Below are 17,876 nucleotides of genomic sequence, written 5' to 3' on the forward strand. Positions count from 1 at the left end.
GCATCTTCATCGTTAGTTTCACTATTATCATCACCATCAGCAAATAGAGTTGATAATCCATCAATTTCAACATCAGTATCATTTACACCGAAACGTAAAGTTGTTGATGGTAATTGGCGTGGACCATTACTTGCAGCTAACGTTTTGTAGCTTACTTCACCATTAATACCGTCAGGCGCATCACCAAAGTCATAAGCGGGATTACAAGCCGAGGAATTATTAATCAGTGAAATATTATCAAAAGCAATTCCATAGTTATTAGCACCATTATTAATTGCCTGACTAGTAAATGCAGACAAACTCAAGGTGTTCATATTTTGAGCGGGGGTGAATAAGATTTCTTGAGTCGTTAGTGCTGTTCGTGAAGTCACTGTCTCTTGGGCCAGTTGAACATGCCCTGTCGGTGGTTGAAGAGGGTCGCTAGAGACAACGTTTTGCTGAGGGTTACCCCAAACTCTAACGTCTAAATTTGCATTACCGTTAAATTTACCACCGTTATTCTTACCACCTGCAATATCTAACGTCAGTTTGTATGTTTCACCTGCCACCAGTGGTTGGTTCAGATCTATTGACAAACCTTCTTTACTGGTTGCGTTAAACACCATGCCGACAAATCGAGAGCCATCGGTTGGTGTATACACATCAAACCACGTCGGTAGTGTGCCATCAAAATGGTCAATCGTTCCGTATTCAGTCCAGCTATACCATGGACCATCTGAATCGAGAACTACAATACTACTTCCTCTTGCTTTCGAAGTTTGCGTCTCAAAGCTTGGAGAAGCTAAATCAAAGACACATTGAGTCCCTGTTGTCGTTGGGAAAGCTAATTCAACCTTATGATCTTCAACTTCACCCTGCCCACCTGAGCCATAAGAGCGGGGATCAAGATCGCTACCACTGGCTGTAGACACATCAAGTAACTGATCGGAAATTCGCACCCTCATATAGAGTGAACCGTCAGCAACAGTATCAGTGAAGCGCCAGTTTAAGTTAATGACGGCGTCATCAGAAGAATTAGAGGCAACACCATAGCTGCCATCAGTTTCACGACCTGTACTAAATAATTCATCTACTTCAAAAGTACCGCTTCTATCAAGGTCTAACCACGCATAGAGATACACTTCAGAACCTGAAGTATTGGTGACATCAATTGCATGACTAATGAAGTTGTTATGCGCAACTAAACTATATGGTGCAATACCATCTTCATCGTTAGTATCTGCATTATTGTCACCATTTGCATCATTATTAGGTACACCATCAGATTCAACATCTGTTGCTATTGTACCTAAATAAAGATCTGTAGAAGAGGTATGAGAAGGACCATCACTGGCTTTGAGTGTTCTGTATGTATCAGGCGCATCACCATAGTCAAGAGAATCTGAATAACATGTCGCTTGGTCTAATGCATATGCCAAAACGTTGTGCATAAAACGCTCTTGGTTTGTATCAATCGCACCGTCGTATTCCCATATTTGCCCCGGACCTTCGATAAACATTTCATCAAACATCATAATGGCACGATTGCCAGCCCCCAAGGTAAACAAGGCAGGACGTTCAATTGCATCACTATCAACAAACGTCGCTAGTACTTGGCTACCGGCAGGAAGTGTGCCTTTTAATACCGCATTTGGTCTTGTGTTTATGATATTAGGTTGGCCAATCATGTTACCAAACACCCCATTATTCATTGGGACATTTTTTACATCAATCGTGCGCTGGGTGTTATCACTCAACATTGGAATTTCATCAACTGTCACACCAAATGCTTGAAGTGTTGTCGAACCCTGTTGATGGTAGTCGTATATTAACACTCCCCCTAAATCAACGTACTCCTTCAATACTGCAGCATTAACACCATTATCATCGGCAGCTGTTATTACTTGATATTGCTCAAGTAATTCAGCTGCACTTTGATTAATCTGTGCTGTGTTTGTATGCGTGATATTAATAGCGTCGACATTATTATACGTTCCTGCAGCGCCGTAATTAGTTAGATCGAGAACTTGTGTTCCCATAAAGTCTGTTCGCAAAGAATACACGCCAAAACTACCAACATTCACAGTACTACATGCGGTCGGTGTCAGTGGATTAGAGTAGATTAACTCCATCGTATAATCTTCAACCTCACCATTACTCGCTAAGCCATTAGCACGAGTATCGGGTGCACTGCCTGTCGCTGAGGTCAATAATGAATCAGTCGTAATACGTACTCGAACGAAACGAGAGCCTACAGACAATCCTGATAAACCACTCCAATTAACATTTTCTGTGATCGTACCAGTCCCTGCAGGTATATTTACAGTTTGATATTCATCAACATCAAAAGTGCCATTGTTATCAATATCTAACCAAGCATGAAGGGTCGCATCTTTCGTTGGATGTGAGTTGTTGACATTAATTGATAGCGTATAAGTATTACTGGTTGCGAGTGCAATATTAAGATCAGGTAAAGATGTAATACCATCCTCATCATCGACGCCACCTGTAGGGTCATTTACCGTATCATCATCGGTCGCATCACCATTATCATCGATACCATCTCCCCAATCACTAACATCATAATCAACAGTAGCTCCCAAACGAACAATCTCGCTTCCTTGTTCATGTGACGCACTACCATAACTGGCTGGCGCGTCCCCATAGTCTTTTACATCAGGCGTTGTTGCACAAAGGGCTTGATCTAATGCATATGCCAAAACGTTGTGCATAAAACGTTCTTGGTTTGTATCAATCGCACCGTCGTATTCCCATATTTGCCCAGGACCTTCAATAAACATTTCATCGAACATCATAATGGCGCGATTACCATCACCAACTGTAAATAATGCTGGGCGCTCGATTGCATCACTATCAATAAAAGTAGCAAAAAGTTGGCTACCTGAAGGGAGCGTACCTTTTAATACCGCATTCGGTCTTGTATTAATGATATTAGGCTGACCGATCATATTGCCAAACACACGATTATTAATCGGTGAATTTTTAACATCAATCGTTCGTTGGGTGTTATCACTCAATATTGGAATTTCATTGACAGTCACACCAAATGCTTGGAGTGTTGGCGAACCATTTTGGTGGTAGTCATATATTATGACCCCCCCTATATCAACATACGCTTTGAGTAAGTCTGCATTAATGCCATTATCGCTAGCAACTGTCACAACTTGATACTGTTCAAGCAATTCAGCAGCCGTCATGTTGATCGTTGTACTATTGGAATGTGAAATAGTCAGGTTATCGGTACGACTGTAAGTCCCCGTTGAACCATAATTTGTTGGGTCGAGAACTTGTGTCCCCATAAAATCAGTACGTAAAGCATAAACGCCGAAACTACCAATATTAATGGTATTACATTGTGTAAGAGGTGGCAGAGTTAATGAAATGGTTATCACGTGATCTTCAACTTCACCATCAGTTGCAGCCCCAATGGAGCGGCTATCAAGTGCATCACCGGTGTTAGCGTCGGTCAATGTATCTGACGTAATACGCACCCGCATAAAAGTGTTGCCTGTACTTAACGGACTCCAACCAGACCACGTCAGCGTCACGCTTCCATCACCGCCCCCCGTATCAGAACATGTTGCAGCTTGCGCGGCTTCTGTCGATTCAAAGACGCCATCATTATTGATATCTATCCATGCATAAACATTGGCGCCATCACCATTACAGGCTATTTGTTGGCTAAACCCTGTTGCATCTGATTGAATTGGTATTGGGGCTGTAAAGGCATCTTCATCATTAACCCCAGCACTAACTTCGGTTGTATCATCTAATGTTGCCCCCATATTTTGAAGTGTTCCATCATCAACATCTGGTGCAATCGAACCTAAATATACCGTTGCTCCTGAAGTAGGAACGATATGCGATGGGCCACCTGTGGCGGCAAGAGTAATATAATCTCCTCCTGCATTAGCATCACCGTCATCAGGCGCATCACCATAATCGAGATCGACTGCTAGGCTTGGTTCATCGCCATCTCGAAAATCAAGATCTTTTGCTAATGGTTCAAATTGTGCAGCATCGCCATCAGCATCGCCAAATGACGCAACGCGTTGTACAAGTAATGATGCTGTTAATTCATCTTGAGGGTGCCATACGCCGGCTCCACTACTGTCTACAGCATCAAAAATATCCCAAAGTCCATCACCATCAGTATCGGTATTTGCACCACTTCCAGGGTGAATACTATCAGGACCATTTTCTGCAATATCTAATACACCATCACCATCTGAGTCGGTATCAAGGAAATCGGCTATCACATCAACACGAGCAGGAATAGAAGAGGTCGCATCAGTATTGACTGGGATTAAACCCGGGCCACCATTTTGGGTAGTAATGTAGTTACTATTAACGCCATCATTTGCGTTATATGTTGCTGCATCATCATTGGCAGGGAAAATATAACTTTCTGTTGTTTGCGCTTCAATATTATCAGGAATACCATCATCATCAGCATCAATATCCTGACAGTGTGCCGTTGCATTCGTTGTATCAGCAGCTTGGAATAACACATTATCTATCGAGAAGTCATTACCTGAACTTTCAGTCGTAGTATTAAAAATACCCCAATCAATAGACGTTTTCGTTCCACTATTCCATGTATAGTTAAATGTTATATATTCTGCAGTCGTAATAGAGGCAGAACGATCAGGGATATATTGGGCAACGGAGACACCATCAACATAGAAGTGAATTTCAGGCTCTGCATTTGGAACAGTATTAGATGGATGACCTTGTAAATTATTAGTATTTATTTTTACATCAACACTGAAAACATAATTCGTATTAGGTTTAACTGGAAGTTGATTAATGGGTTTATATATATAACCGACTTGTTTAGGATCATTTGATTCACACACATCTGTTGATGGTACACTTCCACCTTGATAATCATGCGTACCAAAAATCAAGTAAACGTTATTATTACCATCATCCCAAATAGTCGTTGTCTCTGAACAACCTGATCCTGCTAAATACGAACCGACTTGTTGACCTTGAGAATTTGTCGGTGTTGTACCCCCTAAATAAGCAGGAACTAAACTTGGTTCTAATAGATATTGCCCTGTTGATTCAAAACCTGTTGCTTCTGCTGTTGTCGCCTCGATTGCAGCTTGTAAACTTGGTATTTCATTAAACGCATCAGCAAAACGTTCAAAGTTTTCACTATGAACGACAGTACAGCCTTCATCGATATCTAAAATACCATCGTTATCATCATCTAGATCTCGGCTATCTGGCACACCATCTTTATCGAAATCAGAGCCTGTACCAGTAGATGGCAATGTTGGTGTTGTGTTCTTTTGTATCGTAAATTGATGATCTTCAATTTCACCATTCGTTGCATCTGTCGCAAAATTACTGCTGCTATATGAGCTACAGCCGAAATTAGATACATTAGCACTTGGCATACCTTGTGATACATCAAGCTCTTTAACGCCACCTTGCATGGTATATCTAATACAGCCATTGCCACCATCGTGTGCAGCATGAAACTGACGACCTGGATCATTTAAATTGGTATAAGTGGTTTGTGTTCCTGTTGCCCAGTTATAAGATATTGCATTATCTAGATCAGCAAAATAGGTCACCATTTGACCTAAACTATTTAGTGCAGCCACCTCTTGGAAGTACATGCCACGGGTATTAAAATTAATACCGTTTAATAGAGCGTTATTAATTTGTCCCGTCGTAATGTCAACACAAATAACCGGATCTATAGAAGCATCACCACCGCAAACAGCAACTGGGTTTGATGCTGAGTCATACGATACAAAAAAATTATCTCTTTCTGCATCATCTTCTTGTATTAAAAGAAGAACCGGTTGCTGGCTGTTAAAGTCACTACAAACCTCATCATTAGTTGTATCCCAACACAAAACAAAACGCTGACCAGCATTGCGAGAATATGCAAAATAAACACGATCACCAATAACCTCAGTTCTGGTATCAGCACCAGTAACCCCCAATCCAACAACATTGGTAATATCAATAGGGTAACCAGAACAATCTGTCATCATGGTCGTGACACACTCAATTTTTGTTGAGTCATCCATCACATACATTTGATTACCGACAAGCCCTGGCATTGAACGACAAGTATGGTCTGTGCTGCCACAATTATTGGCGGTATCTGTTTTACCATTGCCAAATGCGCCCATGAATGAAACAAAACCGCACGAATTATCGGTGTCCATATCCCAACATGACATCCCATATTCAGTCGGAATATAAATTTTACTATTTACAACAATATGATTACCTTGATGTGGTGTTCTTGTATTCGGATTAGCTCCGGTATCAAAATGTTTACCATCTGGATTACCGGTACCATTATCATAACCAGGACACAGCACACCAGTTATGATGTCATAACAAAACACGGCAGGCTCATGTGGATTTCGATGATGTGCTATTGCATAAACTCGTGTTTCATCACTATTAACGAATACCCCATAACTATCATGTCCTATATGACCAAGTCCTGTTAGAGCAGCTCCACTGGCTAAATCATCTGTCGTTAAACGAAAGCGAGCAAACGTCAGTCCGTCTTGTATTTCAGATAAATCATTCCAAACTAAGGTAACATTGCTGCCATTTGATCCATTTGGAACGGTGATGCTCGCAAATTCATTGGTATCAAATTTTTGATTTTGATTTAAATCGATCCAGCCATATAAGTTTGCAACGACACCCGACAAATTAGTTACTTTGACGTCAGTAGAATACGTACTATCACCATCGTTATACGATACAATATGCGAAGTAAAAGCTTCTTCATCATCCCCATTAGCATCATCACCTGTTGCATCACTGTTGGGTTGACCATCAGTTTCAATATCAGGTGCAACATCACCTATAAATAAATTACTGCTTGCCACATGGTTAGGCCCGCCACTTGATATTATCGTTTTGTAATCATCAGGCGCATCACCATAATCTTTGGTCGCATAAGCCTCAACACTAACTAATGAAAAAACAAGAATAAAAATAATATCTTTAACATTCTCACTTCGTATTTTATTTAATTTTCTAATACCATAAGAAATATAAGATATGATATCCGTAAATACTGAAAAAGCTCTCACCTTTGATATATTAATAATAAAAACAAGATTAGTGTTCTTATTAAGAAAATAACACTTAAATAATAACACCAAATGTTTTAACCAAAGATAACTCAACATAATGAGATCCCTTAAACAATGAAATGCGGACAAAAATTAAAAATAGTTGATTAGTTACATAATGAAAAACAAAAAAACAAGAAACACCGAACATTATTATTTATTAGAAAGAATAGAATGAATAGTAAAAACCATTCCTACATATATAAAACCCTTTAACTATTAAAAATAACAAAGGCAATATATTATTACTTAGGATTATTAGTTTCATTTATTAGAAAATAGAATATGACTTAAATATCAATTTAATTAATTAAAAACATGCAATAAAAAAAGCGCCAACTTATGTGGCGCTTTTTAAATAACGAATTGTATTTAATTCACTTTAACGCGATAAATGACTTGTCCACTGCTACCTGCACTCATTGTACCTGCCATATCCCATTCAATATTTCCTTCGTAACCAATTTGATTCGTTCCATCAGTAGTTGAAACGGTACATGTTAGCCCCGTTGGTACTGTCGCATCTGAACATAGTACGGCTTGACTCAACTCGGTGAAATCTGGGGTTGAATCGAACAGTTTTACATCACTAATATTGGCATTACTGAAGTTTTTAAAGGTAATGACATACTCTAAAATATCACCCGGTTTGGCATTGTTTGTCGTCCCCGGTGGGGTTCCTTCAGTAATGTTTTGTACGGTCTTCTCTATCGTTAACTCACCACTGCCAGCAAATGTCACTCTGACTGTATCTGTATCGGTTAATTGTCGAGTGACGCCGCTATTAACGAAGCTCATGTCCGCTTCTATATCGTAATTGTAATTACTGTTCGCTGGCGCATTGCTCGGCGATTGCACTTTAGAGAGTAAGCAAACAGAAGAGCCTGCTGTTGTGGCGACTGGGTTCACGACTTGATTATCGCCACCATCTAACTCGCCATTACAATTATTATCAATAAAGAGTATCGCTGACCAACCGCCAATACCACTTGGGCCTGTCGTGTTATTGATGATATTGAAGTTAACATTACCTTGGGTATTGACTGTGAATTTATGACTAAATAGCGCTAAGCCTCCTGGCTCTATTTCTGTAAAGTTATCAGGCTCCATATACGGCTCACTAACTTTACCAAAGTTAAGACCTGATAAGTTATCACCCGCTTGCAGTACAACGGTCATTTGGTTATCCGTGACACTGGTACTTGTCACTTGTGGGATACCGCTAACATCCGCTTCACTGATATCAATCCAATTGGCTTTTGAACCAACCCGTACAATGATTGGCTGCCCTGCTAATATCACTGGCACTGCAAACGTATAACGACCATCACTGCCTGTTAACGCCGTTGCTATGATGTCACCGGTGTTATAACCCGTAATATTCGGTCCATTATAAATGGCTTGTACTTTAAAGTTCGCAAGGCCTCGCTCTGTGCCATCTTGAATACCATCATGGGCATCTGTTGCACCACCGACACCGTTATCTTCAAAGATGATGCCACTGATAGACATTTGCTGAAGCACATTCACGGTGTAATCTTCTACCTCACCATTATCCACTGTGCCTGTTGGCGCTATACATTGATTCGCTGCACTACAGAGACGGATTCGAACAAAGGTGGTGCCATCATGCCCATTACTGATCCCTGTTGGTAAGAAAGTCGGGATCGTATTGAGACCTGCGGTAACAGGGAAGTCTTGTACCACATGCTCACCAGGGTTATTCGTGAAGGTACCGTCGTTATCTAAATCCATGAAGATATTGATATGACCACTACCGCCTGTCACCACAACATCAATGTCATTCGATACGCCAACGAGCATATCACTCGGTAGGGTGACCCCATCTTCATCATCGCTACCGGTCACATCATCACCCGTTGCATCGGCGCTAAAGAATGGATAAATATCTGGATCCCATACCGTACCCATAATTAAGTCTGGCGTACCTTGTAGGCTCACATCACGATTTCTATGGCCTACTTCACCATAGCTTTCTGGTGCATCCCCTTTATCTCGGCTAGCAATACAGCCCGATGCATCTTGGAAACCAAGCTGGGTCTTATCACTGGCAACGATATAGTTACCTTGTTTAGTGATAAGGTTGATACGGTACATCGCCACTCTGTCGGAAGTGATATCATAAGCACCATCTTGATTGGTATCATGATGACCAAAGTTGGTCATCGCATATAAGTGGTTCACATCATCGGTAACAACAGCACCACTCCACGCATTCGGTGCTTTACCTTGGAAGTTAATGTCTTCAACCGTGACCGTATTACTCACCGGATCTAAGATATAAAGCTTAGGCTGAGTCGGCTCTAACAGGGTGAACGTCAGTCCTGCTGCAAACCCTCTACCTGTCAAATCCACAGAGTAAATATTGCCATCGATTTCTGAAATCGCCCAGTCCGCACTGGTTCTCAATAGCCCTGTTCCGGTATCAATCATGGCTGACGGTGTAGGTTTCACTTCAAAGGTCATGGATGGAATATCAATAATTAAGTAACTGCTCCACGTTGAATGCGTCACATAATATTTCGTTCCATCACGGGATAATGTCCCCATATTTGACTGAGGTAAGACAGGTGGGAATAGCCCGAATAGCCCTGCAGCGGTATTTAATGGATTACCCGTGGTGACACTTCTCGATGTGCCGCCATCAATACGGCTTACCGTGTAATTACCCGCAGCGCGAGGAGCCCCCATCGGTACCCATGTCACACCTGTTCTATCTGTCATAATGACCGCTAAATTACCGGCACCATCTCGATACGTAGAGTACATGCGTCCATTATCACGGTTTATGGCCAGCGAGTTCAGTCCACTGTAAACAACACTGTTATTTAGTGTGGTAAATGAGAAACTCAATGGCTGCACTGGTGTTACCGCAGAGAAACTGTAATTAGGATCACTTGGTGCTTGCGTGACATAGAAACGGTCACACACATCATTGACTTGGAAATTACTGATCATGATACGGTAATCTTCGACCTCACCATCAGTGGCTGCCCCTGTTGGGGTATTACAGTTGGTATCTGTAGAACACACCCTGACGCGTAAGTAGATATTGCCTAACGTGACGGTTGTTGGAATGGTGGTTGGGAAAGTCAACATACCTTGTGCTGCGGTTGGTTGATTCACCACTAACTCTGTCACCGGATCCCATACACCATCGGCATTCCAATCCATCCAGGCGTAAAGTTGGAGACCATTAAGGGTGGATTGTGCGTCTTTCGTTACTGTAATTTCGATATCAATCGTGTCGCTTGGTGCTGCTTCTGTAGGTAACGTAACGCCATCTTCATCGTCAGTACCGTCTAAGTCATCCGCCATCGCAGTCGTATTTTCTAACACGCCCGTATCAGCATCCCACGCTGTTCCTAGGGTAATGTCGACTTGATTATCACCATCCGTATCTGCTTTTACATGGCTCGCGCCATCATTAGCAAGCGTCGTTTGATAATCATAAGTTAATGCAGCTGAAGTGGTATCTGGCGCATCACCAAAATCAATCATACTCGCGAGTAATTGATAATCTTCTACCTCACCATCAATCACTTCACCAAATGAACGCGGATCTTCATCACTGCCTGTCGCGGTATCCGACAAGACCTCAGAAGTAATACGTACCCGTAAATAATAAGGCGTGTTTTGAGCGATGGCTGGTAATGTACTCCAAACCAGAGATTGGGCTTGTTGAGTTGTCGTATCAGGTATCGTGATAACACCAGCATCCACTAGTTCATCTTTATCAAAACGATTGTTGTTATCCCAATCAATCCAAGCATAAAGATAACTATCCGTACCCAATGTATTAGTTACACTAACATCGATACTATAGGCTGTTGCACCTACCAATAATGGCAATAAGCTCACACCGTCTTCATCATCGATACCTCCTGCTGGATCATCGATAGAATCATCATCAGAGGCATTACCATTAGTATCGGTTCCATCCCCCCAATTTCCTGCATCAAAGTCAGGTAATACAGCACCTAAGTAGGTTTGCTCTGGCGTAATTGATGAAATATGACTTGCTGACTTATAAGGTACTGGCGCATCACCAAAATCTGGCGTAAATGACGTACGCCAATCTAACTCAACACCGTTATATGATGGATAGTAACTTTGAAGATCAACGGTTGATGTTAATGTCGTATTTGTCGACGAATTAACAATACCTGATTGCCAAATAGCGGTTGGTGATGGTGGTGGTAAAATCGCATCATCCATACCATCAAAGTTGGCATCAACACCGGATAAAGTTAAACCAGCCTCGGTCGTATCATCCGTTTCTGTGTTATCCGAATCTGTATCACGGACATCTGGCTCATCTGTTCCATCATTATTGTTTGGCGTAACACCATCTTGACCATAATTAGCTGTAATATATGCTGTGTTTAAACCATTGTTGGTAGTGTAATCGCCTAATGTATCGTTATTAGGTACAACATAATTAGCCGTTGTTTGTCCTTCAACATTATCCGGAATACCATCATTATCACTGTCTAAATCGACATGGTCAGGAATACCATCCAAGTCAGTATCAATTGTTGTACAAAGTGGATTACCATTACCATCAAGCTGTTGAATATCTCTTGCCGCTATTGTTATACCGGTCCAATTTTCAAACCCTCCCGTCCAATTGATCTGCGATAACACTCCTTCTCCTAAAATAGAACCGTCACCTTCAAAACCAACTATATTATTCCCTGATTGACTTAAATTACCATTTTGTCTCAATATTTTAACATCTTGTTGGAAGTTATAAGTCACTCCCGTACCGCCACTACCTAAAGACCAAACTTGAAATATTGGGTTAATAATCGGCGTACTAAAACTAAATTCGTGTGTTGCTGCATTTAATGTTCGAAGAAAGTTAATCCCTGATGCCGCAGGACAATATTCATTTGAATCTGAAAACGCATTAAAGTTTTGAAGACTTAAAACAGAACCAGTGTAATTAACGGTTACAACAGTGCCGTTTAATGTAATCGTACCAGTTGCTGTTGTGCTTCCGTTTGTAGATGTCCAATTAATCCAGTTATAGTCCAAGACATCGGAACATTCGATATCATCAATCGATGGAGCACCACACATTAACCCTTCATCAACATCTAAAACACCGTCATTATCATCATCAACGTCAATGCTATCCATAACACCGTCATTATCGGTATCTGTTGTAGATGGAGTAGTAATTGTTGGGTGTTCGTAAATAAAGACAATTGGATAATCTTCTACTTCACCATCCGCTGCGACACCTGTCGCACGCGTGTCTGCCGCACTACCTGTCGCTGTTGTGGTTAAATTATCTGTTGTAATACGGGCACGAACGTAACGCGTACCGGTACTCATGCCTGTTAGGCCATTCCACGTTATATTTTCTGTGGTGACACCTGTAGCAGCAGGAATAGTCGCTGTTTGGTATTCATCAACATCAAACGTGCCATTACCGTCATGATCTAACCAAACATGTAATATCGCTGCGTTGGTTGGATGCGCATTATTCACATTAACCGCAAGAGTATAAGAGGTATCTGCCCCCACATTAATATCAGGCAATGACGCGATACCGTCTTCATCATCAATACCGCCAACAGGATCATCAAGGGTATCATCATCAGTGGCATCACCGTTGTCATCAGTACCATCACCCCAATCTGCGGTTTCATAATCTATTTCAGTACCCAATAGTACTGCGACAGAGTTCGGTGTATGAGAGGCACTTCCATAGCTTGATGGCGCGTCACCATGTTCGAATACAGGTAATGTGACTTCAGCATCACGGTAATCTAAATCGACTTGTAAAGGCGTAATTGCACCGTCAACAGAATCAGAATCCGCATCACCAAATATTGTTTTCAAATGTGCAACCGTATCAGCCGTAACCTCATCTGTTGGGCTCCAGTTGCCTGGCGATGTACCAATAACTGTTGAGTCGTTGATCGAGTCAAAGATATCTAATAAACCATCACCATCAGTATCGGTTGTACTTGTGATTGAATCTGGATGACTTGGTCCATTTTCAGCAACATCAGCAACCCCATCAGCATCTGAATCTGCATCAACATAATCAGGTACCGTATCGCTATTAACTAGCGCAGTTGCATCGGTATTCACGGGTGTTAAACCCAATCCACCACTTGAACTCGTGGTTAAATAAGCTGTGTTCAGACCATTATTGGAGATATATTGAGCGAAGGTATCTGAATTAGGTAAAATATAGCCATCAGAGGTTTGTGCTTCGATATTATCAGGAATACCGTCATCATCAGCATCAATATCTTGATGGTGTCCCTCTTGAGTAACCGCTAAATCTCGTGTTAAGAATTCAACACCACAAATAGCGAAGTCATTACCCTGACCACTATTGTTACTACCACTAGCGACAAAGTTATTTCTCACCGCTAAGGTGGTTAATGGCTCGTTGGCTGCAGGTGTGTAATCAAACGTATAATAATGCTCACCATTAATGATCGTTTCATTTGGATTAATGATTTGATTATTAATCACACCTTGCGTTGGCGTCATCGTTGTTTGTGACATCAGAACGCGTAAACGGTATGTTTCGCCTGCTTGTAATGTGACTGACGGTAGGTATTGTGGTAATACACGATAGAATTCGTCATTAAATGATGTTGCATTTAAGCCTTGTCCATTACAGCGCCCTGCCGTATCAAACTCATTACACAATGTTAAATATGCGTAATAGCGACCACTGCTACAACTACCACCATAACCTTGCCAAGTGTTATTCACTTGGTTACCAGTGTTACTTCCCATTGCCATTTGTCCAGCACAGACCAATGCATTACTGATGGGTTACTATCACCAACACCACCTACATGTGATGGTGAATAATAGAAACCATCACCAGTATGTTTAACAAGTGGACATTGATTTGGATCGTTTGGATTCGCAGCATCAAAGTAATCTCTGTAGATATAATTAGGATCATATCCAAGCTCATCGACATCTAAAATACCGTCGTTATCATCATCGATATCAATAATGTCTGGTACACCATCCCGGTCAAAATCTGACTGTGATGACCCACCTCCCGTCCCACCACTTGCGACTACTCGAATAGAATAATCTTCGATTTCACCTTGGGTTAATTGCACCCCAAGAGCACGTGGGTCTTCATCTGTATTCGTGGCACCAGCGAGTGCTAATTTAGTTTCAGACAAGCGGAAACGAATACCATAATGCTGATTCACTAACGGCCAACTAGTAATATTTCCCCAAGTCACGCTGTAATTAGTCGCTGAGCCACCATTATCAGGAATCACTATTGCGCCATCATCTGCAGGACTGCCGATCGACGTTAATTCACCGACATCCAATTGACCATTGCGATCTGAATCTAACCACGCATAGAGATAAGCATCAGCGCCAGTGTTGTTAGACACTGACAAGTCAAAGCTTACTAAATTATCCGTTTCATTGACGGTTACTTGGGTGGATGGTAAAGAGTCTTCATCATCACGTGTAGCTGTTGGCGTACCAGAAGTATCATCTGTTGTAGGGTGTGACGCCGTATAAGTTGTATTGTACGTTGAACGGTTATGAGGATCGGGATCGGTCGGATTAGTACCAATATAAAGATTTGCACTTGGAAGATGCGCAGGACCTTCATCATGTATACGAGTATGGTAATCAACACTGGTATTAGTTGAAGAAGTACCTAATGCCGTATCACGTAAATCACCAAGATCAAAACGTCCAATATAAACACGGTGGTCTTCGATATCACCGATGGCATCAACAATGCCTAAAGAACGTGGATCTTCGTCTGTACCTGACTTACCTTGAAGATCTATTTGATCCTGTGATACGCGAATACGCATAAAGTAATAATCGTTCACGAGATTATTAGGCAATATAAATCCAACATCAAAGCGAGTCGCATTATTGGTATATAAAGCTTCGCCTGTAATACCTCCATTGGTACGATTAATAGCTTCATCTACTTCAAAAATGCCATTTTTATTCCAGTCAATCCAACCATAAAAATAAGCTGAACTACCTGTCGTATTGGTCATCGGCTCAAAACGTATAATGTGTGAACCTGTATCGCTACCTACATTAATAATGTTATTTGGATAATAAAGATCTAACACGTCTTCATCATTAGTTTCACTATTATCATCACCATCAGCGTTGGCTGTTGGTTGACCATTTAACTCTATATCTGTATCTATTTGACCTAAACGCAATGAAGTTGATACCAACTGCGCAGGACCATTATTTTCGATCAATGTTTTATAACTTGGCACTCCGTTGATTCCATCAGGCGCATCACCAAAATCATAAGGAAGATTACAGCCGACACTAACCCCATCGACTAAGTTACCCGTTCCATCATTAACCCACTGTAGAGGCGTTAAAGCAATGCGCGTTATATATTGCCCAGCAGGAACAGTATATACGCCGATATAGTGAATGAAGCCGACATCTGTGCTCGCTTTAAGTCCTGTTAATTGAATTTGAGCTAATGATGTTGGCCCACCAATACTCAATTCAGCTTGTTGATTACCTCCAGAGAGATTGCGGCGAGGAGACCAATAAAACTGCCAATGCAATTCTTGACCAGGAGTCGTCATTATATCTTGGTAGTACATTTGAGGAATAAATGTGTTGAGTTCAGCCATATTGCCACCGGTTGGTGTCGTGGCATTACCTGGACCGTAACCAGATCGAGACTGAACCAAGTTTCCTAATGATGACCAATCATAAGTTGTGAATGAATTTGACGAATCTGGCCCTATAGACCAACCGGGCACATTCTCTTCTTTGAAGTATTCATTCGTTAACCCTTCCGACGGTGTGCCTGTAGGTATATCAAAATCACCATTAACAATTTGTCCTGCATCACAAGATCCTAAAGATAAAGGCGGAGCGACAATATGGACAAGGTAATCTTCAACCTCACCATCAGAGGCGACACCAACCGATGAAGCAATCTCGCTAGCGTCCGTTGCATAACGAATGCGGGCATAAGTTTCGCCATGAACTGCACTGCTTGGAATTAAGAAATTAAAAGTATTCACACCAGCAGTAACAGCTTCTGTTGTTATAAGCTCAGATCTGCCATTAACAGTGTCATCCCAATCGCCATCTTGGTTTAGATCGAGCCAAAAACTGATATGTCCGTTTGTTGATGCGGTTACCGATATTTGGTTATTTACTAAGGTGTCCGAACCATTTTGAAAATGATTGGTATAAATGACATTAAGACCGCTCGCCGACGCTGTTGCATCATTTGCATTAAACACTACACCATCATCAAAAGTATCAGTCGCTGCTAATAAACCGGAAGCACCATCAAGCTCACTTGATATGTGATTTGAACAATCAACACTGTTAGCTGTTCCTAAACAAATCGCATTATCAATCACATGACGAGCACCATCATTTGCAAGTAATGTTGCATATTGACTAGCACCATATCCATTTTGTAAATCTTCATTATCTGGCGCATCACCATAGTCTAATGGAGAAGAAGGATCCTCATCTTCCTCGATCTCGAGAGCATCAATGATAGTTAAAATGTGATCCTCAATCTCACCATCATCTACCGCACCTAACGAACGTTCATCCCATGAGGTTAATACATCATCTGATGGCAAACTGTCTGACGTAATACGTAATCGTAAGAATTGATCACCATTTGATACATTAGAAAGTCCCGTCCAACTTAAGCTCGCAGAACCATTAGTATTATCGTTATTATCAATACAGCTTGCTTGTGCATATTCATCCACTTCAAACTGTTGATCTCCATCAAAATCAACCCAAGCATACACTGTTGCACCTAAATCTTGGCTACCATCGTGATCATTACATGGAATAGTAAGAGAAAAAGTCGTTAATGGAATGGAGTGCGTTGTATTTTGATAAGCGTCTTCATCATTACTTCCAGTACTATTGGTACCATTATTAGTATCATCGAGATTGGCTTGAAGTGACTGATAAGTGCCTGCTTCCGTGTCCGGTTTTACTGAACCTAAATAAATTGGACTAGCGACTTGCGTTCTGACATTACCAAACAATATTTCTTCGACATTATTTAAATTTAAGAAGCGTCCATTAGGCCATGTTACCCGCCACGCAGCGGTGCCTTGAGAGACAATGACGTAATAGCTTTGTTCATGACCAAGTACCAGTCTATCGAACCCATTACCACCTGAGTAACTTGCGCCTTGGGCCAATAAAAGATTGTTTATCACTAGCATGTCATTAAGATTAGCGCCATTAGCATTACTATTATTCGGCATATTCTGATATGTCCAAGTTATGCCATTAACTGCGGGTACTAAGGTACTATTCGTAATAACGCCAGTTTCTGTACCCGCTTCAATATATAAATGCCTTGCACCATCATTTGCAGCTAATGTCGATGGTGTAGCGTTAGTTCCATCATCATGGATGTCACCAAAATCATATTGGTTTGCGTATATATTATGGGAAGTGATTATAATCATTATAAATATATAAAACTTTAGACTTAGTTTTATTATTTCAAACATACAATACACTCCTTTAATTTGAGGCACAGTTAGATATTAATGATTAATATCTAACTTGATTACCATCAAACCATTTATGCTAATTTAAATATCAAGCCAGACATCTATATTTTTAGAAAGCAATAAACAGACCAAATAAAAAACACTTTAAAATAAGCCTATTATTTGACTTACCCTAAAGTGTTTTATTTATATTTGTTATTTGCGA

3 protein-coding genes are annotated in these 17,876 nt (G+C 41.0%); all 3 read right to left on the bottom strand.

Annotated features, from left to right (window positions below; all coding sequences use genetic code 11):
- The coding region (locus tag BTO08_RS14820; protein ID WP_242446272.1) for a GEVED domain-containing protein at positions 1-7,184 on the bottom strand (7,184 nt) is incomplete at its 3' end.
- Positions 7,185-7,499: 315 nt separating this feature from the next.
- Positions 7,500-13,919, bottom strand: coding sequence for a GEVED domain-containing protein (locus BTO08_RS14825; protein ID WP_105061493.1), 6,420 nt, complete (start codon positions 13,917-13,919; stop codon positions 7,500-7,502).
- Complete coding sequence (locus tag BTO08_RS14830; protein ID WP_146108436.1) at positions 13,892-17,623, bottom strand: GEVED domain-containing protein; 3,732 nt, start codon at positions 17,621-17,623, stop codon at positions 13,892-13,894. The genes BTO08_RS14825 and BTO08_RS14830 overlap by 28 nt, the downstream gene beginning before the upstream one ends.
- Positions 17,624-17,876: the final 253 nt, after the last annotated feature.

The organism is Photobacterium angustum (assembly GCF_002954615.1).
Classification (GTDB): Bacteria; Pseudomonadota; Gammaproteobacteria; order Enterobacterales; family Vibrionaceae; genus Photobacterium; species Photobacterium angustum_A.